Origin of the sequence: Streptomyces sp. NPDC001507, assembly GCF_042894765.1 — a bacterium.
Lineage (GTDB): Bacteria > Actinomycetota > Actinomycetes > Streptomycetales > Streptomycetaceae > Streptomyces.
The window spans coordinates 996,825-1,021,665 of record NZ_JBIAVV010000001.1 but is presented as its reverse complement, the minus strand read 5'-3'; the positions used below and the strand labels follow the sequence as shown (position 1 = coordinate 1,021,665).

Annotated in this window: 18 protein-coding genes; 9 read left to right on the top strand and 9 right to left on the bottom strand. The window is 72.7% G+C overall.

What is annotated here, in order from left to right; genetic code table 11:
* Positions 1-241: 241 nt before the first annotated feature.
* The 3 genes from ACFY0K_RS04615 to ACFY0K_RS04605 all read left to right on the top strand — a co-directional run bounded on the left by ACFY0K_RS04615 (position 242) and on the right by ACFY0K_RS04605 (position 3,451).
* Positions 242-2,419: an MMPL family transporter gene (locus tag ACFY0K_RS04615; protein ID WP_390638567.1), complete on the top strand. Its 2,178-nt coding sequence runs from the start codon at positions 242-244 to the stop codon at positions 2,417-2,419.
* 201 nt (positions 2,420-2,620) lie between these two features.
* The gene (locus ACFY0K_RS04610) at positions 2,621-2,974 is read left to right on the top strand and encodes an ANTAR domain-containing protein (protein ID WP_390638566.1); all 354 of its coding nucleotides are present in this window, start codon (positions 2,621-2,623) and stop codon (positions 2,972-2,974) included.
* Between the two features lie 15 nt (positions 2,975-2,989).
* Positions 2,990-3,451: an acyl-CoA thioesterase gene (locus tag ACFY0K_RS04605; RefSeq protein ID WP_390638565.1), complete on the top strand. Its 462-nt coding sequence runs from the start codon at positions 2,990-2,992 to the stop codon at positions 3,449-3,451.
* A 35-nt stretch (positions 3,452-3,486) separates the two neighbouring features.
* Here the strand turns inward: ACFY0K_RS04605 and ACFY0K_RS04600 are convergent, their stop codons facing one another.
* A complete protein-coding gene (locus tag ACFY0K_RS04600; protein WP_390638564.1) occupies positions 3,487-4,638 on the bottom strand; it encodes a glutathione-independent formaldehyde dehydrogenase in 1,152 nt (383 codons plus the stop codon).
* A 312-nt stretch (positions 4,639-4,950) separates the two neighbouring features.
* Here ACFY0K_RS04600 and ACFY0K_RS04595 point away from each other — a divergent pair, with 312 nt between their 5' ends.
* Together ACFY0K_RS04595 and ACFY0K_RS04590 are read left to right on the top strand one after the other, a co-directional pair.
* A complete protein-coding gene (locus tag ACFY0K_RS04595; protein WP_390638563.1) occupies positions 4,951-11,793 on the top strand; it encodes an SDR family NAD(P)-dependent oxidoreductase in 6,843 nt (2,280 codons plus the stop codon).
* 33 nt (positions 11,794-11,826) lie between these two features.
* Entirely contained in the window at positions 11,827-13,335 is a 1,509-nt protein-coding gene (locus ACFY0K_RS04590) for a tryptophan 7-halogenase (RefSeq protein ID WP_390638562.1), read from the top strand.
* A 12-nt stretch (positions 13,336-13,347) separates the two neighbouring features.
* Here ACFY0K_RS04590 and ACFY0K_RS04585 read toward each other — a convergent pair whose 3' ends face one another.
* The 5 genes from ACFY0K_RS04585 to ACFY0K_RS04565 form a co-directional block, all read right to left on the bottom strand.
* A complete protein-coding gene (locus ACFY0K_RS04585; RefSeq protein WP_390638561.1) occupies positions 13,348-14,586 on the bottom strand; it encodes an alpha/beta hydrolase family protein in 1,239 nt (412 codons plus the stop codon).
* Positions 14,587-14,725: 139 nt separating this feature from the next.
* Positions 14,726-16,279: a glycoside hydrolase family 30 beta sandwich domain-containing protein gene (locus ACFY0K_RS04580; RefSeq protein WP_390638560.1), complete on the bottom strand. Its 1,554-nt coding sequence runs from the start codon at positions 16,277-16,279 to the stop codon at positions 14,726-14,728.
* 128 nt (positions 16,280-16,407) lie between these two features.
* Positions 16,408-17,178: a dienelactone hydrolase family protein gene (locus ACFY0K_RS04575; RefSeq protein ID WP_390638559.1), complete on the bottom strand. Its 771-nt coding sequence runs from the start codon at positions 17,176-17,178 to the stop codon at positions 16,408-16,410.
* 255 nt (positions 17,179-17,433) lie between these two features.
* Positions 17,434-18,099, bottom strand: a complete 666-nt coding sequence (locus ACFY0K_RS04570) for an epimerase (protein WP_390638558.1) — start codon at positions 18,097-18,099, stop codon at positions 17,434-17,436.
* On the bottom strand, positions 18,096-18,839 hold the full coding sequence (locus tag ACFY0K_RS04565) for a TetR/AcrR family transcriptional regulator (protein WP_390638557.1): 744 nt from the start codon (positions 18,837-18,839) through the stop codon (positions 18,096-18,098). The genes ACFY0K_RS04570 and ACFY0K_RS04565 overlap by 4 nt, the downstream gene beginning before the upstream one ends.
* On the opposite strand from ACFY0K_RS04565, the gene ACFY0K_RS04560 reads away from it, so the two are divergent.
* Positions 18,828-19,295 carry a nuclear transport factor 2 family protein gene (locus tag ACFY0K_RS04560; protein WP_390638556.1) on the top strand — a complete coding sequence of 156 codons (468 nt, stop codon included), beginning with the start codon at positions 18,828-18,830 and terminating at the stop codon, positions 19,293-19,295. The genes ACFY0K_RS04565 and ACFY0K_RS04560 overlap by 12 nt on opposite strands.
* A gap of 6 nt (positions 19,296-19,301) precedes the next feature.
* Here ACFY0K_RS04560 and ACFY0K_RS04555 read toward each other — a convergent pair whose 3' ends face one another.
* Positions 19,302-19,955: a dienelactone hydrolase family protein gene (locus ACFY0K_RS04555; RefSeq protein ID WP_390638555.1), complete on the bottom strand. Its 654-nt coding sequence runs from the start codon at positions 19,953-19,955 to the stop codon at positions 19,302-19,304.
* 136 nt (positions 19,956-20,091) lie between these two features.
* Here ACFY0K_RS04555 and ACFY0K_RS04550 point away from each other — a divergent pair, with 136 nt between their 5' ends.
* Complete coding sequence (locus tag ACFY0K_RS04550) at positions 20,092-20,568, top strand: SRPBCC family protein (protein WP_351959823.1); 477 nt, start codon at positions 20,092-20,094, stop codon at positions 20,566-20,568.
* 80 nt (positions 20,569-20,648) lie between these two features.
* Here the strand turns inward: ACFY0K_RS04550 and ACFY0K_RS04545 are convergent, their stop codons facing one another.
* On the bottom strand, positions 20,649-21,017 hold the full coding sequence (locus ACFY0K_RS04545) for a DUF6479 family protein (protein WP_390638554.1): 369 nt from the start codon (positions 21,015-21,017) through the stop codon (positions 20,649-20,651).
* Between the two features lie 233 nt (positions 21,018-21,250).
* Between ACFY0K_RS04545 and ctaD the strand changes: the two genes are divergently transcribed.
* Positions 21,251-22,924, top strand: coding sequence for a cytochrome c oxidase subunit I (ctaD, locus tag ACFY0K_RS04540; protein ID WP_390638553.1), 1,674 nt, complete (start codon positions 21,251-21,253; stop codon positions 22,922-22,924).
* On the top strand, positions 22,921-23,325 hold the full coding sequence (locus ACFY0K_RS04535; protein WP_390638552.1) for a cytochrome c oxidase subunit 4: 405 nt from the start codon (positions 22,921-22,923) through the stop codon (positions 23,323-23,325). Before ctaD ends, ACFY0K_RS04535 begins: the two co-directional genes overlap by 4 nt.
* Here the strand turns inward: ACFY0K_RS04535 and ACFY0K_RS04530 are convergent.
* A complete protein-coding gene (locus tag ACFY0K_RS04530) occupies positions 23,243-24,760 on the bottom strand; it encodes a cytochrome bc complex cytochrome b subunit (protein WP_390638551.1) in 1,518 nt (505 codons plus the stop codon). The genes ACFY0K_RS04535 and ACFY0K_RS04530 overlap by 83 nt on opposite strands.
* Positions 24,761-24,841 lie beyond the last annotated feature (81 nt).

The window sequence follows — 24,841 nt, the reverse complement described above, 5'->3', positions numbered from 1 at the left end:
CGATGGTCGCCGACCGGACCGCCGCCGTACAGATGACGGGGCCGCCCGCGGGCGGCTGGAAAATGGCGCAGCTACGGGCGGCGCGAAAAACCCAGTGGACCGATCTTCACGGCTGATCCCTAACATATGGCGTCAAGACAACCAAGCGACCGGCTCGTCGGATGCGTGCCGGTCGGGGTCGCCGATGCCAGGGTCCGCTCCCCGGGCTGCGGTGATCTTCCTACCCAGGAGGACCTTCCGCATGTTCCGACGAATTGGCAGTGCCGTCGTCCGACATCCTGTCTGGACGATCGTGGCATGGCTGATCGCGGCGGTGGCGATCGTCGCCACCGCCCCGAGCCTGCCCTCGAACAGCGACGAGAGCAGCTTCCTGCCCAAGAGTTACGAGTCCATCAAAGCGGCCGATCTCCAGGCGAAGGCGTTCCCCAGCGCCTTCACCCCGTCCGCGATCGCGCTGTACCAGCGCACCGACGGCGGCAAGCTCACCGCCGATGACACGAAGGACGTCGCCCGGTTCGCCACCGAACTGGGCGGCAAGCACATCGACCAGGTCCAGAAGGTCGTCCCCGGCCAGCCGTCGAAGGACGGCAGGTACGACCTGATCCTGGTGCAGATGGACAGCAAGAACGCCGGTCAGCCCGTGCAGGCGGACGCGGCCAAGGTGTTGCGCGACGACGTCAAGCAACTGGCCAAGGGCACCGACCTGGAGGTCAAACTGGGCGGTTCGGCCGCGCAGGCCCTCGACCAGCAGGACTCGTCCAAGCGCGGTGAGGCACTGATCGGCATCGGCACCTTCGTGATCATCCTGGTCACTCTGCTGATCATCTTCCGGGCGCCGATCCTGGCGTTCCTGCCGCTGGTGGTGATCGGCGTGGTGTCGGCCATCGCCAACGGGCTGATCGCCTACGCCACCAAGCTGTTCGGTCTGCAGGCCAACAGTTCCGTGTCGTCGATCCTGATCGTCGTGCTGTTCGGCGTGGGCACGGACTACTTCCTGTTCCTGATGTTCCGTTACCGCGAACGCCTGCGCGCGGGTGACGAACCCAAGGAGGCCATGGTCAACGCGGTCGGCCGGGTGGGTGAGGCGATCGCCTCGGCGGCCGGCGCGGTCATCATCGCCTTCCTCGCGCTGGTGCTCTCCACGCTGGGCTTCCTGAAGCAGATGGGCCCGGCGCTGGCCATCGCGGTCTCCGTCACCCTGATCGCGGGGCTGACACTGATCCCGGCCGTGGTCTCGCTGATCGGCCCGAAGGTGTTCTGGCCGTCCAAGTCCTGGCAGCAGGAGCCGTCGAACGCCCGTTTCGCGGCCCTGGGCCGTGGTGTGCAGCGCCGTCCTGGGCTGACCGCGGCGGTCTCCGGGCTGGTCCTGGTCGTGCTGTCGCTGGGCACGCTGGGCTTCCACGCCACGTTCGACCTGGCGTCGGGCTCGATGCCCAAGACCAAGGAGTCCATGGTCGTCCAGGACCAGATGCAGAAGGCGTACTCGGCCGGTGCCGCCGCGCCCACCGACGTCTACCTCTCCAGCACCGACGGCAAGCCGCTGGACACGTCCGCCTTCGACGCGTACGCGCGCAAACTCGGGGCCGTGGACGGTGTCGCGAGCGCCCGGATGGCCCAGTTGAACAAGACGGGGACCACGGCGGACTTCACCGTCACCCTCAAGTACGAGGCGTCGACGGACAAGGCCATAAACGCCGTCGGCCGGGTGCGGGACGTCGCGCACGCCGGCGCTCCCGAGGGGACCGAGGCGCTCGTCGGCGGCATGTCCTCGATCTACAAGGACATCGACTCGGCGGTCAACCACGACTACCGCACGGTGTTCCCGGTCGCCGCTCTGCTCATCATGGTGATCCTGGGGCTGCTGCTGCGCAGTGTGGTCGCTCCCTGGTACCTGATCGCCTCGGTCGGGCTCGGCTTCGGCGCGACGCTCGGCGCCACGGTCTGGATCTTCCAGGAGGCACAGAACAAGCCGGGTCTGATGTTCATGCTGCCGGTGATCATGTATCTCTTCGTGGTCGCCATCGGCACGGACTACAACATCCTCATGATCGCCCGGCTCCGGGAGGAGGCCCGCGAGGGCCGGGAGCCGCGCGAGGCGGCCGGCATGGCACTGCGGCACGCCGGGCCGACGGTGGCCGCGGCGGGCTTCATCCTGGCGGCGACCTTCGCCACGATGATGCTGGCGGGCAACTCGCTGCTCACGGAGATGGGTTTCGCGGTCTCCTTCGGCATCGCGGTGGCCGCCTTCGTGATGGCGATGTTCTTCACCCCGAGCCTCACGGCGCTGATCGGCCACGCGGCCTGGTGGCCGGGCCACGCCGACCGCGCGGAACCTGCGGCGATCCCGGGCCAGGCAGGCGGCGACGCCACGCCGTCGGCCGGGGAGGACCGGAACGCCCCGGCGGGGCGCCGCAGCTGATCGGGGCCGACGAGATCCGCTTCGGCTGGACGTCGGCTGCGGCGCCGTCGTGGCTGATCGCGCAGTTCCTCCCCCAGCCTTCGGCCGGGGGACCCCCAGCGCCCCTGCGGAGCGCTGCTCGGCGGGGCGCTGCCGCGTACGGACGGGATCCGGGGGAAGGTGTCAAGCCGACCCCGGACCCCATCCCCTACGAGGCGATTCATGGCGTTCTTCGCGATCTCCCGCACGGAGCCGCTGCGGTTGCTGTCGGCCACCGAACTGGCCGTCGAGCAGGAAAGGCTTCGGGCCGAGAACGCCCAGCTGCAACAGGCCGTCACCTCGCACGCCGTCATCGACCAGGCCATCGGCGCCGTCGTCGCGTACGGCCGGATCCCTCCGGACGAGGCCTGGCGGGTCCTGCGTGACATGTCCCAGCGCACCAACACCAAGCTGCGCACCCTCGCGGGGCGGATCCTGAGGTACGCGCAGGGCGAGGCCGTCCCGGACTTCGACGCGGCCGAGCTGCGGCGGGCGATCGACCGGTACCGGGTCTTGCAACGGACCCTAGGTTGTTGACTACACTTGACGACCGTGAAAAATGCGCAATACCAGGCAGTGGCTCCGGCGGGTGCCGGCCCTGACGGTGTCCGCGCCGTCCACCGGTGCCGGGTCGAGTGGTCGGACACCGATGCCTCCGGGCACTACCACAACACCGCGGTGGCGCGGTTCGTGGAGGCGGCCGAGGCCGCGCTGGTGCGCGAGCGCGGTGTCGTCGGCTACTTCGGTGTCGCGCCACGGGTGCGCTACGAGGTCGACTTCACCGCGCCGCTCTGGTTCCAGCAGGAGGTGACGACGGTCCTGACCGTCGAACGCGTCGGCACCTCCTCGATGACGTTCGGGTTCGAGGTGTGGGGCGAGGAGATCGACGGCCGGCCGCGGCAACTCGCCGCGGCCGGCCGCTATACCGTCGTCCACGTGCCGCAGAGCGCTGACCGGAGGGGTGTCCCCTGGCCCGCCGAGTGGGTCACCGCCCTCACCCCGGCCCAAGGCTGACGTGACCGGCCCGCCGCGCTGTGCCGGCGCCGGTGCTACGCCGCGAGGGCGTGCCCCGGGTGCAGGACGACCTTCGTGTAGCCCTCGATCCGCTGGTCGAACTTCTCGTAGGCGCTCGGTGCGTCCTCGAGCGGCAGTTCGTGGGAGACCACGAAGCTGGGCTTGGCCCGCCCGGCGATGATCAGGTCGCGCAACTGCCGGTTGTACTGCTTGACGTTGCACTGACCGGTGCCCATCTGCTGTCCCTTCTCGAACATCCGGCCGATGGACACCAGGAGCAGGCCGTGCTTGGCGTGCTCGTCGGGTCCGCCCGGGTCGGACGGGACGTACAGGCCCGGTACGCCGAGCATCCCGGTCGGCCGTACCGTGTCGACGAGGGCGTTCAGGACGACGGCGGGTTCCTCGTGGCTCGCGTCGTGCGCCTGGGCCTGGTAGCCGACGGCGTCGACGCCCTTGTCCGTGCCCTCGCCCCCGGTCTGTTCCTTGATCTGCTCGGCCGGGTCGCCCTTGGTGAAGTCGATCGGTATCGCCCCGATCTGCTCGGCCTTGGCGAGCCGCTCGGGCACCCGGTCGACCGAGAACACCTTGGACGCGCCCCGCAGCAGCGCCGAGTACGCGGCCATCAGACCGACCGGGCCGGCGCCGAAGACGGCGACGCTCTCGCCCGGGGACAGCCGGGCCAGCTCACAGCCGTGGTAGCCGGTCGGGAAGATGTCCGCGAGCAGCACGAAGTCGGTCTCGAACTCGTTGCCCGGCGGCAGCTTCAGGCAGTTGAAGTCGGCGAACGGCACGCGCAGCAGCTCCGCCTGGCCGCCCTTGTAGGGGCCCATGGCCACATAGCCGTAGGCTCCGCCGGCGAAGCCCGGGTTGACCGTGAGACAGAAGCCGGTCTTTCCGGCCAGGCAGTTCTTGCAGAAGCCGCAGGCGACGTTGAAGGGCATGACCACCCGGTCGCCCTCGGACAGCGAGGTCACGCCGGAGCCGGTCTCCTCGACGATGCCGAGGTTCTCGTGTCCGAAGACGATGCCCGCCTCCGCGGCCGTACGCCCCTCGTACATGTGCAGGTCGGATCCGCAGATGGCGCTCGACGTGACCCGTACCAGCACGTCGTTCGGGTGCTGGATGCGTGGATCGTCGACGTCCCTGACCGTGACGCTGAAGGGCTTCTCGTAGACGACGGCTTTCACCTGGTTCACCTCCGCGTCGAACGCCGTACGACGACGGACCGCGCGGGCCGAGGCCTGGCCAGGAGAGACGGCCGGGACAGAGCCCCGGTCCGTGCCGCAACTCTGGGCGCTCTAGTTACACCATCGGGTACTTCCAGAAAACGCCGGTCTGGCAGCCGCTGCAACCCCGGCCCCGGCAGGGCCCTCCTACTGGGAAAGTGCCCGGCCCAGCGAGCCGCGGACGGCTGCGGCGCGGTCGTCCGTACCCTCGCCGACAGGGGTGGCCGGCAGGGCTGTTGCCACGAGGGGGGCCTGGTGGGAGTGGAGCGTGCGGTGACCGTGCGGCCGGTTTCGGAGCTGCTCGCCGAGAACTCCGTGCGCCACGGCGGGAAGGTCGCCTTCGCCGACGACCGGCGGGCGGTGGGCTGGGCGGAGCTGGAGCGCAGGACCGGCAGACTGGCGGCCGGGCTGGGCGCCGGCCGTGCGGCCCGGGTGGCCTTCTGCCTGGACGACGGCGTGGAACTGGTCGAGGGGCTGCTCGCCACGGTGCGGGCCGGTGCGGTGGGGGTGCCGCTGGGTTCCCGTGCCACCGACGCCGAACTCGCCGGGCTGCTGGCCGACTGCGGTCCGGCCGTGCTCGTCACCGACCGGCACAATCTCCCACGGATCATGCGGCTGGCGGCCGGCCGGACCGTCCGGCTGCTGGTCACCGGCGAGGGGCCGGTGCCCGAGGGGGTGACCGCCTGGGAGGCGCTGGCCACCGAGCCGTCGTCCGCTCCCCCCGACGACCTCGGCCTGGACGAGCCGGCCTGGCTGCTCTACACGTCCGGGACCTCCGGCACCGCCCGGGCGGTGATCTCCAGCCAGCGGTCTGCGCTGTGGTCCGCGGCCGCCTGCTATCTGCCCCGGCTCGGGCTGTCGGCGGCCGACCGCCTCCTGTGGCCGCTGCCCCTCTCGCACGCCTACGCCCACTCGCTGTGCGTCCTCGGCACCACCATGGCCGGGGCGAGCGCCCGGATCACCACGGCCCGGGAACCGGCCGCCCTGGTCCGGCTGGTCGCCGCGTGCGAGCCGACCGTCCTGACCGGGGTCCCCCTCACCTACCGGCAGTTGCTGGACGCCGGGCTCGGGGCCGTGCCCTCGCTGCGGCTGTGCGTCACGGCCGGCGCGCCCAGCGACCCGGAGCTGCGGGAGGAGGCCGAGGAGCGGTTCGGTGCCCCGCTGCTCGACGGTTACGGCAGTACCGAGACCTGCGGCAAGATCGCTGTGGAGTCGCCCGCCGGCCGACGGGTGCGCGGCAGCAGCGGGCTGCCGCTGCCCGGCATGGAGGTACGGATCGCCCCGGCGGAGGGGACCGGCGGGGACGGCGAGATCTGGGTCCGCGGCCCCGGCGTCATGCTCGGCTACCACGACCGTCCCGAGGAGACCGCCGCCGCCCTGCGCGACGGCTGGTACCGCACCGGTGACCTGGGCAGGCTCGACGAGCACGGGTTTCTGACCGTCACCGGCCGGGCGGGCGACCGCATCGTGCGCGGCGGCGAGAACGTCGACCCGGCCGAGGTGGAGCGGGTGCTGTGCGCTCTGCCCGGGGTGCGGGACGCCGCCGTGGTCGGGCGGGCCCATCCGCTGCTCGGTGAGGTGCCGGTGGCGTTCGTGGTGCCGGACCGGCCTGACCTCGATCCGGCGCCGCTGCTGCGCGCCTGCGCGGCGGTGCTCTCCGCGCACAAGGTGCCCGAGGAGGTGCTGCCGATCCCGGCGGTACCGCGCACCTCCGGCGGCAAGCCGCGCCGGGCCCTGCTGCGCCGGGCGCTCACCGACCGCCCGGCCGATCCGGGACTCGCGGGGCTCGCCGGGCGGACGCCGGGTGAGCGGCGGGCCGCGCTGACCGACCTGGTGTGCGCGGAGACGGCGGCGATCCGGGGTGGCACCGCGGATCCGGGCACGGCGTTCGCCGATCTCGGTCTGACCTCGATGGACGCGATGACCCTGTGGCACCGGCTCGGCACCCGCACCGGGCTGCGGCTGCCGGCGACGCTGGTGTGGGACCACCCCAGTCCCGCCGCGGTCGCCGCCCACCTGGACGCGCGGCTGCACGGGACGGCGGGGCCCCCGGCGGCGCCGCGGCGCGGCCCGGAGGCCGAGCCGGTGGCGGTCGTGGCGGCCGGCTGCCGCTTCCCGGGCGGGGTGGCCTCCCCCGAGGACCTCTGGCGTCTGGTGGCCGAAGAGCGCGACGCCACCGGTGACTTCCCGGCCGACCGGGGCTGGGACCTCGCGTCGCTGCACCATCCCGACCCCGACCGGCCCGGGACGACGTACGCCCGCCGCGGCGGGTTCCTGGACGGGGTCGCGGACTTCGACCCGCTGTTCTTCGGCATGTCGCCGCGCGAGGCGCTGGCCACCGATCCCCAGCAGCGGCTGCTCCTCGAGGTCGCCTGGGAGACCTTCGAGCGGGCCGGCGTCCCGGCGCCGGAGCTGCGCGGCACCGACACCGGAGTGTTCGTCGGCCTGATGCACGCCGGCGGGTACGGCCATGGCGGGGTGTCCGGCGAGCTGGAGGCCCAGCTGGGCATCGGCTCGTCGCCGAGCGTGGCGTCCGGCCGGATCGCCTACACACTTGGGCTGCGCGGTCCCGCGCTGACGCTGGACACGGCGTGTTCGTCCTCGCTGGTGGCACTGGACCTGGCGGCCCGGTCGCTGCGGGCCGGGGAGTGTGCGCTGGCGCTGGCGGGCGGAGCGACGGTGCTGGCGGATCCGCGGCCGTTCGTCGTGTTCAGCCGGCTGCGCGGGCTGTCGCCGGACGGGCGCTGCCGGTCCTTCGCCGCGGGTGCGGACGGCACCGCCTGGGCCGAGGGCGTCGGTCTGGTGCTGCTGGAGCGGCTGTCGGACGCCCGTCGCAACGGCCATCCGGTGCTGGCGGTGCTGCGCGGCTCGGCCGTCAACTCGGACGGCGCGTCGAACGGCCTGACCGCGCCCAACGGCGCGGCGCAGCGGGACCTGATCCGGCGGGCACTGGCCGACGCGGGGCTGGACGGGGCCGACGTCGACGCGGTCGAGGGACACGGCACGGGCACCGCGCTCGGCGACCCGGTCGAGGCGAACGCCCTGCTCGCCACCTACGGACAGCGCCGTGACCCGGCCGACCCGGTGTGGCTGGGCTCGGTGAAGTCGAACCTGGGGCACACCCAGGCGGCGTCGGGGATGGCCGGCCTGATCAAGATGATCGAGGCGATGCGCCACGCCCGGCTGCCCGCCTCGCTGCACGCGGAGCGGCCTTCGCCGCACGTCGACTGGTCCTCCGGTGCGGTACGGCTGCTCGACCGGGCCCGCCCGTGGCCGCGCCGCGACCGTCCGCGCCGGGCGGCGGTCTCGTCGTTCGGCATCGGCGGCACCAACGCCCACGTGATCATCGAGGAGCCGGCCCAGGCCGACGCGGCGGGAGCGACGGCGTCGGCCGGCACGGAACCGGCCCACCGGCTGCCGCTCATGCCCTGGCTGGTCGGCGGGAACGACGAGGCCGGGCTGCGCGCGCACGCCGCGAGCCTGGCGGCGGAACTGGCCGGCGTACGGGAGGAGGCGGACGCCTTGGACGTCGCGTTCTCGCTGGCCACGACCCGGGCACCGCTGACGCACCGGGCCGCCGTGCTGGCCCCGGACGCCGAAGGCCTGCTCAAGGGGCTTCATGACCTGGCCGTCGGCACCGACGGTCCGGCACTGCTGCGGGGCGTCGCGCGCCCACGCCCGAAGGTGGCTCTCCTCTTCCCGGGCCAGGGAGCCCAGCGTCCCGGCATGGGCCGCGAACTGCGGGCGGCCTTCCCGGCCTTCGACGCGGCGTTCACCGGGCTGTGCGAGGAGTTCACCCCGTGGCTGGACCGCCCCCTGCTGGAGGCGATCGACGATCCGGGCCTGCTTGACCGGACCGACTACGCCCAACCCGCGCTGTTCGCCTACGCAGTGGCCCTGCACGCCCTGCTCGCCGGCTTCGGCGTACACCCGGACCGGCTGGTCGGGCACTCCGTCGGCGAACTGGCCGCCGCCCATGTGGCCGGGGTGTTCTCCCGCACCGATGCGGTACGGCTGGTCGCCGCGCGCGGCAGGCTGATGGCGGCCCTGCCCGCCGGCGGCGCGATGATCGCGGTCCGGGCGCCGCTCACCGCGGTGACGCCGCTGCTCGACGGGGTACCCGGACGGGCGGTCGCGGTGGCGGCGGTCAACGGGCCGGAGTCGGTCGTGCTCTCCGGGCCCGAGGACGCGGTGACGGCACTGGCCGCCGCCGTCGGACGGCCGCAGCACCGGCTGCGGGTCAGCCACGCCTTCCACTCGCCGCTCCTTGACCCGGTACTGCCCGAGTACCGCGCGGTCGCCGAGTCGGTGACCTACCGGCCGCCTTCCGTACCGGTCGTGTCCACGCTCACCGGACGCGCAGAGACGGACGCGCTCGCCACCGCCGGGCACTGGGTGCGTCAGGCGCGCGAGACGGTCCGGTTCGCCGACGCGGTGGGCGTGCTCGCCGGGGACGGCGTCACGGCCTTCGTCGAAGCCGGGCCGTCCGCCGCGCTCGGCGCGGCGGCCGAGGACTGCGTCGGGCCGGACACGGACGCGGTGTTCGCGTCGTGCGCCGACTCCCGGACCACGGCCGAGGCGCTGGCCGCGCTCCATGTCCACGGGGCCGGGGTGGACTGGCGGTCGGTGTACACCGGCTCCGGTGCCCGGCGGCGCCCGCTGCCCACCCACCCCTTCCGGCGGCAGCGCTACTGGCTGGACGCCGTGCGGCGGCCGGCCGGGTCCGGCCATCCGCTGCTGGGCGAGCCGGTACCCGATGCCGACGGGCCCGCGATCCGGCACACCGCCGTGCTGTCCCTCGACCGCCATCCCTGGCTCGCCGACCACGTGATCGACGGCCGGGTCGTGGTGCCCGCGACCGTCTTCGCCGAACTGGCCGCCCGGGCCGACGGCTCCGCCGCGCCGGTCCGGCTGGCCGAACTGGCCCTGCGCGCCCCGCTCGTCCTCGCTCCGGGGCAGGGGGCGCAGGTGCAGGTGGTGGCCGGGGCACCGGACGGGACGGGCCGGCGGCCGGTCACCGTCTGGGGCCGGCCTGCCGACACGGCGGGCCCGTGGACCCGGCACGCCACCGCGACGACCGCCCCGGCGCAGCCACCGCCCGTTGACGCCCCCGCAGCCTGGCCGCCGGCGGGCGCGGAGCGGATCGGCGTCGACTACGAGCGCCTCGCCGGCCACGGCCATCGGTACGGGCCCGCCTTCCGCGCGGTGACCGCTCTGTGGCACCGGGACGGCGAGATCTTGGCCGAACTGGCGCTGCCGCCCGGGGAGGCCGCGACCGCGCGGTCGTACATCCTGCACCCGGCCCTGTTCGACGCGGCGCTGCATGCCGCGCTGCTGGCCGAGGAGCCCGGCGAGCCGAGCGCGCCGGTCACCTGTTCCGGGGTGACGGTGTACGCGCCCGGTGCCGCCGCGGCTCGCGCGATCGTACGGCGGCTGGGCCCGGACGAGTTCCGCGTCACCCTCACCGACGGGGCCGGGCTGCCGCTGGCCGCCGTGGAGTCCGTGGTCACCCGGGCGGTCCCGGCGGCGGCGCGACCGCCGGCCGAGACCTACCGTCTCGCCTGGCGGCCGGTACCGGCCGGCACCGCGGGCCCGGAGCACGAGTTGGTCGACGTGGCCCGGCTGGCCGCCGCCCTGCCCCCGGACGCGCCGCCCCCCGAGCGGCTGCGCGGGCTGCTCGGCGCCGTGCTGGAGCGGGTGCGGGAGTGGACCGCGGGCGCGCGGCCGGGCCGGCTGCTGGTGCTCACCGAGAACGCCACCACAGACGCGCCCGACCCGGCCGAGGCCGCGGTCGCCGGGCTGGTCCGCAGCGCCGGGTCGGAGCATCCCGGCCGGATCGTACTGGTCGACCGGCGGGGGGCCGCGGTGACGACGGCGGACCTGGCCGCGGCGCTGCGCACCGGCGAGCCGGAACTCGCCCTGCGCGACGGCGTCGTCGTGGCGCCCCGGCTGGCTCCCGCGGCCGCGCCGACCGCCGAGGCCGCCCGTCTGGATCCCGAGGGGACCGTGCTCGTCACCGGCGGCACGGGTGCGCTCGGGGCGGGTCTGGCCCGCTACCTGGTCGCCGAACGCGGCGTGCGGCACCTGCTGCTGGCGGGCCGTGACGGGAAGATCCCGGACTGGGCGGGCGAACTGGCCGCCGACGTGCGCGTGGTGGCGTGCGACGTGAGCGACCGGGCGTCCGTGGACGCGCTGGTCGCGTCCTGCCGGCCGCCGCTCACCGCGGTCTTCCATCTGGCCGGGGTGGTGGACGACGGCGTGACGGACGCCATGACGCCGGAGCGCCTCGCGGCCGTGCTCGCGCCGAAGGCGGACGGGGCCTGGCATCTGCACGAGGCGACGAAGGACCTGGGCCTGGCCGCCTTCGTGCTCTACTCCTCGGCCGCGGGCGTGCTCGGCAGGCCCGGGCAGTCGAACTACGCTGCCGCCAACGGGTTCCTCGACGCGCTCGCCCGGTACCGGGTGGCCCGCGGCCTGCCCGCGCAGTCGCTGGCGTGGGGGCCGTGGACCACCGCGGGCGCACACGGCATGGCGGGCCGGGTGGCGCCGGACCGGCTGCGGGAGGGCGGTGTACTGCCCGTCGGCGAGCGGGAGGGCATCGCCCTCCTCGATGCCGCGCTGCGCCGCCCGGAGCCGGTCCTGGTGCCGCTGCCGCTGGACGTGCGGGCCGCCGCGGGACCGGACGCGCCGCCCGTCCTCGCCGACCTGTTGCCGCGCACTCCGGCCGCGGCCGCCGCGGCACCCCTGGACGCCGCTGCCCGGACGCCCGGTGCCTGGCGGGAGCGGCTCGCCGCCGTCGCCCCGCCCGAACGCGCAGCTGTGCTCACCGAGTTGATCCGCGCCGAGATCGCAGCGGTGCTGGGCTTCACGGACCCGTCCGAGCTCCCCGCCGAACGCGCCTTCACCGAGCTCGGCTTCGACTCCCTGTCCGCCGTGCAGGTCCGCAACCGCCTCAGCGCCTTCATCCGGGTCCGCCTGTCACCGACCGTCGTTCTGGAGCACCCGACGCTGCCCGAGCTGACGGCACACGTCCACGGGGCCCTGCGCGCCGCGGGCGCCCTGCCGGGAACGGAGACCGAGGCGTCCGCGGCCGTCCGGGGCCGCCCGGCCGAGTGACCGTCCCGGTCCGAACGGAAGAGGAGTTCCCTGATGACTGCGCGAGACGTGCGGCACAAGGCGTTCAGGCCGTACGGGGAGTACGACCTGATCGTCGTCGGCGGCGGTCCGGCCGGATCGACCGCCGCGACGGCCGTGGCCCGGCGCGGGCACCGGGTGCTCGTGCTGGAGCGGGAGACCTTCCCCCGCTACCAGATCGGCGAGTCGCTGCTGCCCGCCACCGTCCACGGCCTGTGCCGCCTCCTCGGCGTCGCCGACGAGGTCGCGGCGGCCGGGTTCACCCTCAAGCGGGGCGGGACCCTGCGCTGGGGCCGCGACCCGCAGCCCTGGCAGTTCTCCTTCGCGACGACACCGCGGCTGCCGGAACCCACCGCGACCGCCTTCCAGGTGGAGCGTTCCCGTTTCGACGAGATCCTGCTGCGCAACGCCGAACGCGCCGGTGCCGAGGTACGGGAGGGCAGTGCGGTACGCCGGGTCCTCACCGTGGGCGAGCGGGTGCGCGGTGTCGAGTACACCGACCCGGACGGCGTCCCGCGCACCGCGCACGCCCGGTACGTCATCGACGCGTCGGGCAACACCAGCCGGATCCACGGCCGGGTGGGCGGGGCACGGGTGTACTCGGACTTCTTCCGCAACCTGGCCGTGTTCGGCTACTACGCGGGCGGCCGGCGCCTGCCGGCACCGAACGACGGCAACATCCTCTGCGCCGCGTTCGACGCCGGCTGGCTCTGGTACATCCCGCTGCGCAAGGACCTGACCAGCGTCGGTGCCGTGATCGCGCCGGAGCACCACGCGGCCGTCCAGAACGACCCGGAGGCAGCGTGGCGGGACATGATCAGAGCCTGCCCCCCGGTCGGCCGGCTGCTCGCGGACGTACCGGTCGCGACCGAGCCGCCGTACGACCGGGTCCGGGTGCGCAAGGACTACTCCTACTGGAAGACGTCCCTGTGGGTCCCGGGCATGGCGCTGGTCGGCGACGCCGCCTGCTTCGTGGACCCGGTGCTCTCCTCGGGCGTCCATCTGGCCACGTACGGCGCCCTGCTGGCGGCCCGTGCGGTGAACGCCGCGCTGGAGGGCAGCGTGCCCGAGGCGCGCGGTTTCGCCGAGTTCGAGGCGCGCTACCGCCGGGAGTACGGGGTGTTCTACGAGTTCCTCGTCGCGTTCTACGACATGGAGCGGGACGAGGACTCGTACTTCTGGTCGGCGAAGAAGATCACCAGGGTGGACGTCGGCGAGGCCGCCGCCTTCGCCGAGCTGGCCGGGGGCGTGGCGTCGGGCGACACCGGTATTCCCGCGGCAGGCGGGCTGGGCGTCCGGTGGAACGCCGCGGCGGCCGAACTGGAGGACGCGGTGGGCCGGCTGACCGCCGCCGGCGACCGCACGAACCCCCTCCTGACCACCCGGGTCGTCACCGAGACCTTCCGCACCGGCAACGACCTCCAGGAACAGGCCCTGTACGGCGCCCCGCCGGCGGGCCCGGCCCCGGCACTCCCCGGCCGGCTCGGGGTCACCGGGGACGGCCTGTGCTGGCTCCCGGCGTGACGCGACGCCCGCTCACCGGCCGAAGGGACGCAACTCCGGGGCGGTGGCCGAGGGGCCTGCCAGCTCACGGCCGTGCAGCCGCCGGTCGAAGAAGGAGGCCAGGCAGGCCCGTTCGACGGGGATCGCGCGGGCCGGGGTGATGGTGCCGATGTTCTTCACGACCGTCGCCCGGGGCAGCCCGAGCCGGCGGGCGATCTGCGGGATCATGGCCTCCTCGTCGGTGAACGTGGCGTGTTCGGCGCCGCACAGGGTCAGGCCCTCGCGCGGGCCGCGGCTGTGCCGCCACAGGGCGTTCCAGGACGGGACCGTGCTCAGGTCGTTGCCGTCCTTGCCGAGCAGCAGGAAGGGCCGGTCCAGACCCTCGGCGGCGACGGTGGAGAGGTGGCCGGAGTCGCCGTCGTCCGGGACGTAGGCGACGACGCCGTCCATGTTGGCTCCGGCCGCGATGCGCCGGTCGTCGTGCATCGTCTGGAGGGCGGTGAAGCCTCCTGCCGAGTGCCCGAACATGCCGATGCGGTCCAGGTCCAGGGTGCCGCGCAGTGCGCGGGGCAGCGCGCGCGGCAGTGCGTCGAGCAGGAAGCGGGTGTCGGCCACCCGTACGTCGATCGTCTTCTTCAGGAGCGCCCTGATCCGCTTCTTGTCCGGGTAGGCCTTGTCGTACTCGGCGGGCAGCACGGTGTGTTCGACGCGGCCGCCGGGGAACTGGACGGCGGTGGCGTCGTAGGTGTGGTCGAGCATCACCACGACGTAGCCGCGGGAGGCGAGGTCGTCGCAGAGGGTGGTGCCGAGGGAGCGCGGGTCGCCGGCGCCGGGTGAGTAGCAGACCACCGGGTACGGGCCGTGGTCCCGGTCGGCCGGGGCGTCTTCGTGCGCGTGGGTCCGGGTGGCGGCCCAGTCGACCTTGTCGGCGGGCACGTCGGCGAGGTTGTTGACGGCCGTGAAGCCGGCGGCCTCCCCCGGCAGCATCTGCGGTGCCCGGGGGCGGCCGTCGGCGTCCCGCGCCGGGTACCGGATGCTGATCATCAGCTCCCGGTACGGCTGTGTGGTGTTCCAGGGATCGGCGCGGGCCGTGTCGACGAGGCGCAGGGAGACCGTCCCCACCGGATGCGGGCCGCCGGGCGCGGGCAGGGTCAGCCGCACCGGCCCAGCCGCGGACCCCGCGGGCGGCGTGGCCGACGCGGTGCGCGCGGAGACGGCGGACAGGGCGGTGGCGGCGACGGCCGACAGCAGGGCGGTGCGGCGGGTGAGCAAGGCGGGCCTCCTTGGCTGCGCGGTCCGCCCGGACGGCACGGGCCGCGCGGACCGCGGGTGTTCGCGGCTCCTCCCAGCCTTGTGGACGGGCCGGGCCGCCACCATCCGGCAGGCCCGTCGTCACTCCGGGGGGTTAGCCCTACGCCCGGCCCTGCCACCGGTAGGTGGCGTAGGAGGCCGCCGGTACGGTCGTCACGAAGCTCTGGCCGCCGACGGTGACCCGGACCTTGCTGTCGGTGCTGTTGCCGTTGCCGAGGACGGTGACGTAGCCGCCGTCGCGGGTGCGGTAGACCACGTTGCTGATGCCGTGTTCGGTGGCGCTGGACTCCAGGCGGACGTCACCGGGCGAGAGGTACTTCGAGAACTGCCCGAGCCCGTACAGCTCGTCGCGGACCGTGAACTTCCGCGTGTTCGTGTCGACGGTCACCAGCCGGTCCTTCCACTTGGTGGTGGCCGCGACCTGGTCCCAGTCGATGTTGTTGTCCCGGGCCGGTGTCCAGTGCAGGGTGCCGCCGTCCTGGTCGGTGGTCTGGGCCCACAGGATGTAGGAGCCGGCGTCCAGGCGGAAGTCGTCGAGGACGGTCGAGGGCGACAGGTCGCTGGTCTCGGTGAGCTGGACGGGCTTGCCGAACTCCTCGAACGCGTCGCGCATGACGGTCGGGTCGCCCCAGTAGGGGTGGAAGGCGATGGCGTCGGCCGCCTTGCGGACCTGTGCGCCGGTCACGGAGCCGTCGGGGGCGTCCTGGAAGATGCGGTAGTAGTTCTTGGTCGCGGTGCTGTTGGGGTCGCGCCAGTCCCAGAAGTTGAAGTCGTGCACGTAGAGCTGGGTGTCCAGGCGGGCGGCGCCCATTTCGCGCTTGATGGCGAGGGCCAGCTTCTGCTGCTGGGCGACGCTGATGTCCATGGCCGGGTAGACGACGTCCATGCCGGGCTCGTTGAGCAGGGTGAGCGCGTCGACGCGGATGCCGTGCCTGGCGTACGCCTGGACGAACTTGACGTAGTACCGGGCGAAGACCTCGATGCAGTCGTCCCGCAACTTGCCGACCTGGTAGTAGTCCGTGCTGCTGCCGGGCTTGAGGGCGACCTCGCCGAGGAAGCGGTTGTTCGTCTTCATCCAGGCCGGGGCGCTCCACGCCGACGCGAAGAACGTGGCGTGCGGGTTGTAGTGCTGGATGAGCTTGATGGTGTCGATGATGTGCAGGTCGATGTCCCGCTGCACGGAGAAGTGCTTCAGGCCGAAGTCCTCGGTGACGCCGGCGGGCAGGTCGTCCTCGGACCAGAACGGCAGGTGCTCGATGAGGTCCGGGCTGCCGATCGTCAGCCGGAACCGGTCGAGGCCGGCGCCGTGCTTGGGGTCGACAAGGAGCCGGATGGCTTCCGCGCGCTGGGAGGGGGTGAGCTTCCACAGGTTGGAGACGCTGGTCTCGTCGAGGGAGAAGCCGATGCCGGTGTACTTCTGCCGCAGCGCGCCCGGGTCGGCGACCACGGTGGCGTCGACGGCACCGTCCGGGTCCGCGCCGGTCCTGACGACCGGCAGGGGCTGCCACGCCTGCGCGGCGCCGGTGGAGTAGGTGCCGGTCACGACCTGACCGTGCCCGGTGCCGCCGGTCCCGGTCCGCCCGGACGGCCCGGCACCGATGAGTGGCAGGGTCATGACAGTAACGGCCGCGATCGCGGTGATCGTACGTCTCACAGCAACTCCTCGAGTGGACGGCGACTTGCGATCCAAGCAATATCCGTGATGTTAAGTCAAGGTGTGAAGAAAGGGTTTCGCGAGGAGCGGTGCCGGCGCCCGGCAGGCTGCCGGGCGCCGACGGCCCGTCAGTTCACGGCCGGGGCAGGTACGGACCGGGTGAGGTGCCGGGCGAAGAACCGGGCCGCGCTGTCGGCCTCGAACCTGGGGTGTTCCTTGTGCCGGCCCGCGTTGGCGTGCAGGGTCTTCTCCGCGGAGGCGAAGGCGTCGAACAGGGCGAGACCGGCCTCGCGCGGGATGTGTTCGTCGTCCCACTGGAGATGGAACTGGACCGGCACGGTGATCCGACCGGCCGGTGCGGCCAGGGCGTCGGGCCAGTGGAGGCCGAAGACCGCGGCGGTGATCCTCGGCTCGGCCGCCGTCAGCGGCACCCCGATCGCGGTGGCCATGTTGAGGCCGTAGTAGCCCACCGGCCCGTCGGCGCCGATCTCGGGAAGCGCTTGGAGGGCGTCCAGGGTCGCCTGCCACTCGGGCACCGCGCGCTCGGCGAGGTCGGCGTTGTAGCGGACGACGATCGGGCCTTCCGGCTCGCCCGCCTCGCGTGCCCGGTAGAGCGCGGCGATCTCCTGCTCGTCGTACGGCGTGCGCGGCCGGTCGCCGTGTCCGGGCGCGTCGATGCACGCGACGTGGAACCCGCAGCCGTGCACGATCCGGTGGGCGCGGCCGGGCATCGCCGGCCACTTCTTGTGGGTGCCGCCGCCGTGGCCCATCAGGACCAGGGGCGCGCGCTCGGAGGCGGACGCGGGCGACCAGAGCACGCCGGGGATCCCGCCGACGGTGAAGTCGCGTTCGAGTACCCCGCCGGACGTCGTCTCGGCGGTGAAGTGCACAGAATGCATGAGGTGCTGCCTTTCGGGACGGCCTTGTCGTTCAGGCGCTCCCGGCGACACCTACGTCGATCGCCCGACCGTGACGGAGCGAGGGAGCACCCATGCGGATACAGCGTTCATGGGTCTCACCTCCTCGGACGACGTCACGGCGCCACGGACGTTACGCGTGGAGCAGGCACGCGTCCAACGGATTTTCCCGCCCGCCCCGCCCCGCCACCGCGCGCCGGGCCGCTGCTCCCCGCGAGCAGGGCGGTCGAGGGCCCGTCAGGCGCCCAGGCGGTTGATGTCCCTGCTGTACAGCACCCGGTTCTCGGTCACGCCCGGGCGGGTCACGGCCAGCATGGCGCGGCCCAGGTGTTCGGTGGTCGTGGTGTGGGCGGGCAGGAGGCGGTGCAGCAGGGGGTAGAGCCAGGAGGTGAGGGTGTACATGACGCGGTAGGAGCGGGTCCGGGAGACCGCTCCGTGCCGGGGCTGGATGTAGCCGGGGCGGAACATGTACGCGTTCATCGGCAGGGCGAGCAGCTCGTTCTCGGTGCGGCCCTTGACCCGTGCCCACATGGTCCGGCCCTGTTCGGTGCTGTCGGTACCCTCGCCGGAGACGTAGGTGAAGGTCGGCCCCGGACTGGCGGCGAGTACGGCGTGGGCGGCGGCGAGTGTGAAGTCGTGGGTCACCCGCGTGTATTCGGCTTCGCTCAGGCCGGCGGAGGACACGCCAAGGCAGTAGAAGCAGGCGTCCAGGCCGGTCAGCCGGCCGGCGAGGGCGGACAGGTCGGTGAAGTCGTCGTGGGCGACCTCGGTCAGCTTGGGGTGGGTGATGCCGAGCGGGCGGCGGCCCACCACCAGGACGCTGCCCACGGTGGGGTCCAGGAGGCAGGCGCGCAGGACGCCCTGTCCGACCATGCCGGACGCGCCGAACACGACGACGTTCACGAGGATCTCCGTTGCTGGGAGGCGGTGTCCGGCGCGGGGCCGGACGTCCACCAGGCGGGGGCGCAGGCCACGGCCGCGTCGACCATGTCATCCTTGGTGACGGACGGGTCGTCGAGCCAGGCCTTGATGGCCCCGGCGAACCCGTGGGCCATGAACTGGGCGACGACCCGGCGGCCTGCACCGGGGAGGCCGGGCCGCTCGGCGCGGGCCAGGAACGCCAGGGTGTACTCGCCGAAGTGCCGTACGAGTGCCTCGTAGACACCGCTGTCGGCGGGGTCGGTGAGGGAGTTGCGGTAGACGTCGAGGAACCGTTCGACGTGGTCGGCGACCTCTGCCGTGGCGAGGCGGAGCAGTTCCCGGTCGGTGTGGCCGCCCTGGGCGCGAAGCTCGGCCTCCCGTCGGTGGCCGCGTTCCAGGTCCTCGTGGAGCACCTGGATGAGCGGGTCCAGCGGGGTGCTGTAGCGGTTGTAGAAGGTCGCCCGGGTGACGCCGGCCCGGTCCGCGAGCTCGGCGACGGTGATCCGGGAGACGGGGCGCGCCGAGGCCAGTTCGACGACGGCCTGCTCGAAGGCGCGGACCGTTCGGGTGACGCGCGGGTCGGTCCGGTCGTTCAGAGCACTGCCCTCCTGATACCGCCCTCGTGCCGGGCAACCGTTGCGCGGCCACGCCGGTACTGCTTTTATACATCTGTCAAATAGATTGGCGCAACCAAGCTGGAGGAACCCCTCATGGCCGCCCACACCTCCGTCTCGCCGCAGGAGGCCGCCGACCGGCTGGCCATCCGCGAGCTGGTCGACGCCTACGCCCGCTGCGCGGACCGGCGGGACGCCAAGGGCCAGATGAGCCTGTTCACCGAGGACACCCGCTTCCTGGTGTTCATGGACGCCACGGCGGCGGAGCCGACGCAGGAGCTGCACGGCCGCGACTCGCTGGCCCCGGTGTTCGACAACCTGAACACGTACCGGACGACGACCCACTTCAACGGCCAGAGCACCGTCTCCCTGCACGGGGACCGCGCGACCGGTGAGAGCTACTGCCTGGCCCACCACGTCTCGGTGGGGGACGACGGGCGGCGCACGCTGATGATCGCGTCGATCCGCTATCTCGACGAGTTCGTCAAGCAGGGCGGGGAGTGGCTGTTCGCCGAGCGCCGGCTGATGGTCGACTGGACGGAGACCCGCCCGTCGACGCCCTGAGCGGCGTCAGACCGGCAGGTGGCGGGTGAACCAGTCGCGGGCCAGGTGTGCGACGCACTCCAGCGTGCCGGGCTCCTCGAACAGGTGGGTGGCGCCGGGGACGACCTCGAGCCGCGTCTCGCCCGGGATCTGCCGGGCCGCCGCCCGGTTCAGCCGCAGGACCTCCTGGTCGCGTTCGCCGACGATCAGGAGGGTCGGCCGGCGGACCGACGCCAGCGCCTCCGGGGCCAGATCCGGCCGGCCGCCCCGGCTGACGACCGCGCGGACCGTGTCCGGACGCGCGGCGGCCGCGACGAGGGCGGCCGCGGCGCCCGTGCTGGCGCCGAAGAGCCCGCGCCCCAGGCCGGCGGCGGGCTCGTACTCTCCGAGCCGGTCGACCAGGTCGGTCAGGCGGGCGGCGAGCAGCCCGATGTCGAAACGGAGCGCCCCCGAAACCGCGTCGGTGCGCTCCTCCTCGCGGGTGAGCAGGTCGGCGAGCACGGTGCCGATCCCGGCCGCGTACAGCTCGCCGGCGACGTAGCGGTTGCGGGGGCTGTGCCGGCTGCTGCCGCTTCCGTGCGCGAACAGCACGACCCCTGTGGCCGCCTCAGGGACGCCCACGTCGGCGTCGAGCCACACTCCTTCGGCGGGTATCCGCACGCTCTCCACGACCGCGTTCACGGCTCCTCCTCACCTACGCGCCCGTCTTCCGGGTGATCCCCGGGCGGAAACGGGTACCCGACCGCCGTGCGAATGCGAACCAATCGCATCAGGCACGCCTAAAAGGTTCATACCCTCGCGCACAAGGGAGGAACAGATGAGCACGGTCAAGGAAACCGTGGACGTCGGCGTCCCGATCCACACGGCCTACAACCAGTGGACCCAGTTCGGGGACTTCCCGAACTTCATGGAGGGCGTCGACGAGGTCAGGCAGCTCGACGACCGGCACAACCACTGGACCACCAGCATCGGCGGGGTGCGTCGCGAGTTCGACACCGAAATCGTCGACCAGCTGCCGGACGACCGGATCACCTGGCGGACCATCGACGGCGACACGACCCAGCGCGGGTCCGTCCGCTTCGAGCCCCTGGACCCGACGCACACCCGGATCGAGCTCACGATGGACATCGAGCCCTCCGGGATGGCCGAGAAGGGCGCGGACGCGCTCGGCATGATCGACCGGCGGGTCAAGGGGGACCTGCACCGCTTCAAGGACTTCATCGAGCAGCGCGGCGCCGAGAGCGGCGCGTGGCGCGGCCGCATCCGGCCCGGCGATCCGGGCGGCCTCCACTGAGGACGCACCGAGGGCGGCGCAGGACAGCGTCACACCCCGAAACCCCGGGCCCGTGCAGCGGGCCCGGGGTTTCCCGTCGGTCACTTCGCGCCGCTGCCCCCGCTTCCGAAGGATCCGCTGGACCCGGGGTGCCAGCGCCGGCGCGTCTGGTCCCCGCTCGGCCGGGTGGACGCGTTGCCGAGCTGGTGCGGGGTGAGACGCTCCCCGCCGTCGGCCGCCCGGGGCACCTCGTTCGGCTCGCGCATGGTCTGCTCCTCGCGCACCGGCCCGGAGTGGGGCAGCCTCGGCTGCTCCGAGCGCCGGGGCGGCGCCGACTCCCGCCGCCGCACCCCGATACCAAGACGTACGGCGCCCATCAGCGCGGCCGTGACGAGCAGCCCGCAGACGACGATGACGACCATCCCCGCCACCGAGCCGGCGGCGGCCAGTTGCTCCAGTGCTGTGTCCATCAGCGCCGGGTACCCGCCACCCGGCATCGAATGCCCGGCGGTGAGGCGTGGCGGAGCCGGTCTTCGGCCGGTCCCCGGTAGCGTCGCCCGCAGCTGACACGTCCCGTTCGCCCGCTGTGCCGGTTCGTCGTCGCAGACGGCCGCAGCGGCCATGCGCGAGCCGGCGGATTCCGCGAACGGCGGGCAGGGCACCCGCGAGGCGCTTCCCGCGCTCGGCACGGCTGAGGAGGACCATGAGCGAACTCTCGCAACGCGTCGGCGAAGAGCCCGCGCCTCCCCGGCTGCCCGCGCCGCTGGGGCGCCGGCTGCTCGGCTGGACCTCCACGACCGACCACAAGGTGATCGGCCGCCTGTACCTGGTGACGGCGTTCTGCTTCTTCCTGTTCGCCGGGCTGCTGGCGCTCGGCATGCGGGCCGAACTGGCCCGTCCCGGGCTGCAGTTCCTCAACGACCAGAGCTACAACCAGTTCGTCACCATCCACGGCACGATCATGATGCTGCTGTTCGCGACCCCGATGTTCGCCGGTTTCGCGAACGCGATCATGCCGCTCCAGATCGGCGCCCCGGACCTGGCCTTCCCGCGGCTGAACGCACTGTCGTACTGGATGTACCTGTTCGGCGGGCTGATCGTGGTCTCCGGGTTTCTGGTGCCCGGGGGGCCTGCGGCGTTCGGCTGGTTCGCGTACGCGCCGCTGAACAGCGCCTACTTCTCCCCCGGCGCGGGCGGCGACCTGTGGGTGATGGGGCTGGTGGTGTCGGGAGTGTCGACGACGCTGACCGCGGTGAACTTCCTCGCCACCGTCCTGTGCCTGCGCGCGCCGGGCATGACCATGTTCCGGATGCCGATGTTCACCTGGAACGTGCTGTTCACGTCCGTCCTGGTGCTGCCCGCGTTCCCGGTGCTCACGGCCGCGCTGCTCGCCCTGGAGTCCGATCGCAAGTTCGGCTCGCACGTCTTCGACGCGCACAACGGCGGTGCGCTGCTGTGGCAGCACCTGTTCTGGTTCTTCGGGCATCCCGAGGTGTACATCGTGGCCCTGCCGTTCTTCGGGATCATCTCGGAGATCATCCCGGTGTTCTCGCGCAAGCCGCTGTTCGGCTATCTGCCGATGATCGGCGCGACCACCTCGATCACCATGCTGTCGGCGGTGGTATGGGCACACCACATGTTCGCGACCGGGGCGGTGCTGCTGCCGTTCTTCTCGGTCATGTCGTTCCTGATCGCCGTCCCGACCGGGATCAAGTTCTTCGCATGGATCGGCACGATGCGCGGCGGCTCGCTCTCCTTCGAGACGCCGATGCTGTGGTCGATGGGGTTCCTGGTGACGTTCCTGCTCGGCGGGCTGAGCGGGGTGCTCGTCGCCTCGCCGCCGCTCGACTTCCACGTCACCGACTCCTACTTCATCGTGGCCCATCTGCACTACGTGCTCTTCGGCACGGTGGTCTTCGCGATGTTCGCCGGGTTCTACTTCTGGTGGCCCAAGTTGACCGGCAAGATGCTCGACGAGCGACTGGGCAAGGTGCACTTCTGGCTGCTCTTCCCGGGGTTCCAGCTGACCTTCCTGGTGCAGCACTGGCTCGGGGCCGAGGGCATGCCCCGCCGCTACGCCGACTACCTGCCGGCGGACGGCTTCACCCTTCTCAACACCCTCTCGTCGGCGGGCGCGTTCCTGCTGGGCGTCTCCACCCTGCCGTTCCTCTACAACGTCTGGCGTACGGCCCGTTCGGGACGGCAGGTCGAGGAGGACGACCCGTGGGGGTACGGGCGCGCCCTCGAGTGGGCGACGAGCTGCCCGCCGCCGCGCCACAACTTCGTGGCGCTGCCCCGGGTGCGGTCGGAGTCGCCGGCGTTCGACCTGCACCATCCGGAGATCCTGCGGCTGGCGGAGGAGAAGGAGCTGCGGTGAAGGTCGAGGCACTGCTCTTCGGTGGGGTGGCCGCCTTCTTCGGCGCCGCCGCCGCGCTCTACGGCGTGTGGTCACGGGCGGACCCGGCCGGGACGGCGGCGCTGATCGTGGCGTTCGGGATGGCCGCGCTGGTGTCGTTCTTCTGCGCGGTGAGCTACGTCCGGCACGGCCCGCGCCCCCAGGACCGCAAGGAGGCGGAGGTGGCGGAGGCGGCCGGGCCGGTGGAGTTCTTCCCGCCGCACAGCTCCTGGCCGATCGTCACCGCCCTCGGGTTCGCGCTCGCGGCGACCGGTGTGGTGTTCGGGCTGTGGCTGTTCCTCATCGGCTTCGGCGTTCTGGCTCGGGGTGTTGCCGGGATGGTGTTCCAGTACGTGAACCGGGGGGTCGGTCAGGCGGACTGAGCGGCCGGCGCGGGGCGCCCGGCCGGAACGACGTGACCGGGCGGTGGCCGCTCTCGTAGCCGCCTGCGAGGGTCTGCCGCACCTCGCCGGTCTCCTCGCCCTCGGTCAGCCGTTCCTGTTCGGCGTGCAGCAGGGCCCGGCACACCGTGCGGGTGAGGAAGAAGGCGAGGACCGGGGCGACGATCAGCAGGACGCGGAAGATCCAGGTCAGGGCGTTCACCGAGATGCGGAAGGTCTGCGCCGCGACGTCGTTGCCGCCGGCCAGCAGCAGCACGCCGTAGAAGGTGATCCCGGCGACGCCGAGCCCGGTGCGGACGGGCCGTTCGCGGGGGCGGTCGCAGAGGTGCTGCTCCTGTCGCCACTCCCCGGTCAGCCGCTGCTCGGCGAAGGGGTAGGCGTACAGCACGAGGAAGAGCAGCGCGGGCAGGACGACGGCCGGCAGCAGCACGTTCCACATCAGGGTGTGACCGGCGAGGTTCGTCTCCCAGGGCGGCACGAGGCGCAACGAGCCTTCGAGGAAGCCGACGTACCAGTCCGGCTGGGAGCCGGTCGACACCTGGTCGGGGCGGTAAGGGCCGTACTTCCACACCGGGTTGATCTGAGCGGCCCCGGCGAGCACGAACAGGAGCCCGGAGACCATGAGGGACAGGCCCAGGGAGGAAGCCGTGAACTGGGGGTAGAGCGGCTTGCCGACGGCGTTGGTGTTCCGGTGGCCCGGTCCGCGCCAGTGGGTGTGCTTGAGGTGGAACACGAGGATCAGGTGGACGGTGACCAGGGCGATCAGCGCGCCCGGCAGCAGCAGGATGTGCAGGCTGTACAGCCGGGGGACGATGTCGTGGCCGGGAAACTCGGAGCCGAACACGAACATCGCGAGGTACGTCCCGGCCACCGGGATCGACAGCATGATGCCCTGGGCGATCCGCAGTCCGGTGCCGGACAGGAGGTCGTCGGGCAGGGAGTAGCCGGCGAAGCCCTCGGCCAGGGCGAGTGCGAAGAGGGTGACGCCGATGGCCCAGTTCATCTCCCGGGGCCGCCGGAAGGCGCCGGTGAAGAAGATCCGGAGCAGGTGCACGCCGATCGCGGCGACGAAGACCAGCGCCGCCCAGTGGTGGGCCTGCCGCATCAGCAGCCCGCCGCGGACGTCGAAGCTGATGCGCAGGGTGGAGTCGAAGGCTCCGGACACGGGCTGTCCGAGCAGGGGGACGTACGAACCCTGGTAGACGATGTCCTGCATCTCGGGTTTGAAGAAGAACGTCAGCCACACGCCCGTAAGCACCAGGACGATCAGGCTGTAGAGGGCGATCTCGCCCAGCAGGAACGACCAGTGGTCGGGGAAGGACTTGCGCAGCAGCCGGCCGGCCCCGTCGTGGACGGGCAGCCGGGCGTCGACCGCGTTCGCCAGTCGCTCCCCCGCCGCACCGTGCTCGTGATTCACCGGACGCCCTCCTCACCTCGCGCCATCCCTTGCCCGGGAGGCGCGGGGTGAGTACCCGGCCGCCGCGAAACACTCGCGCGG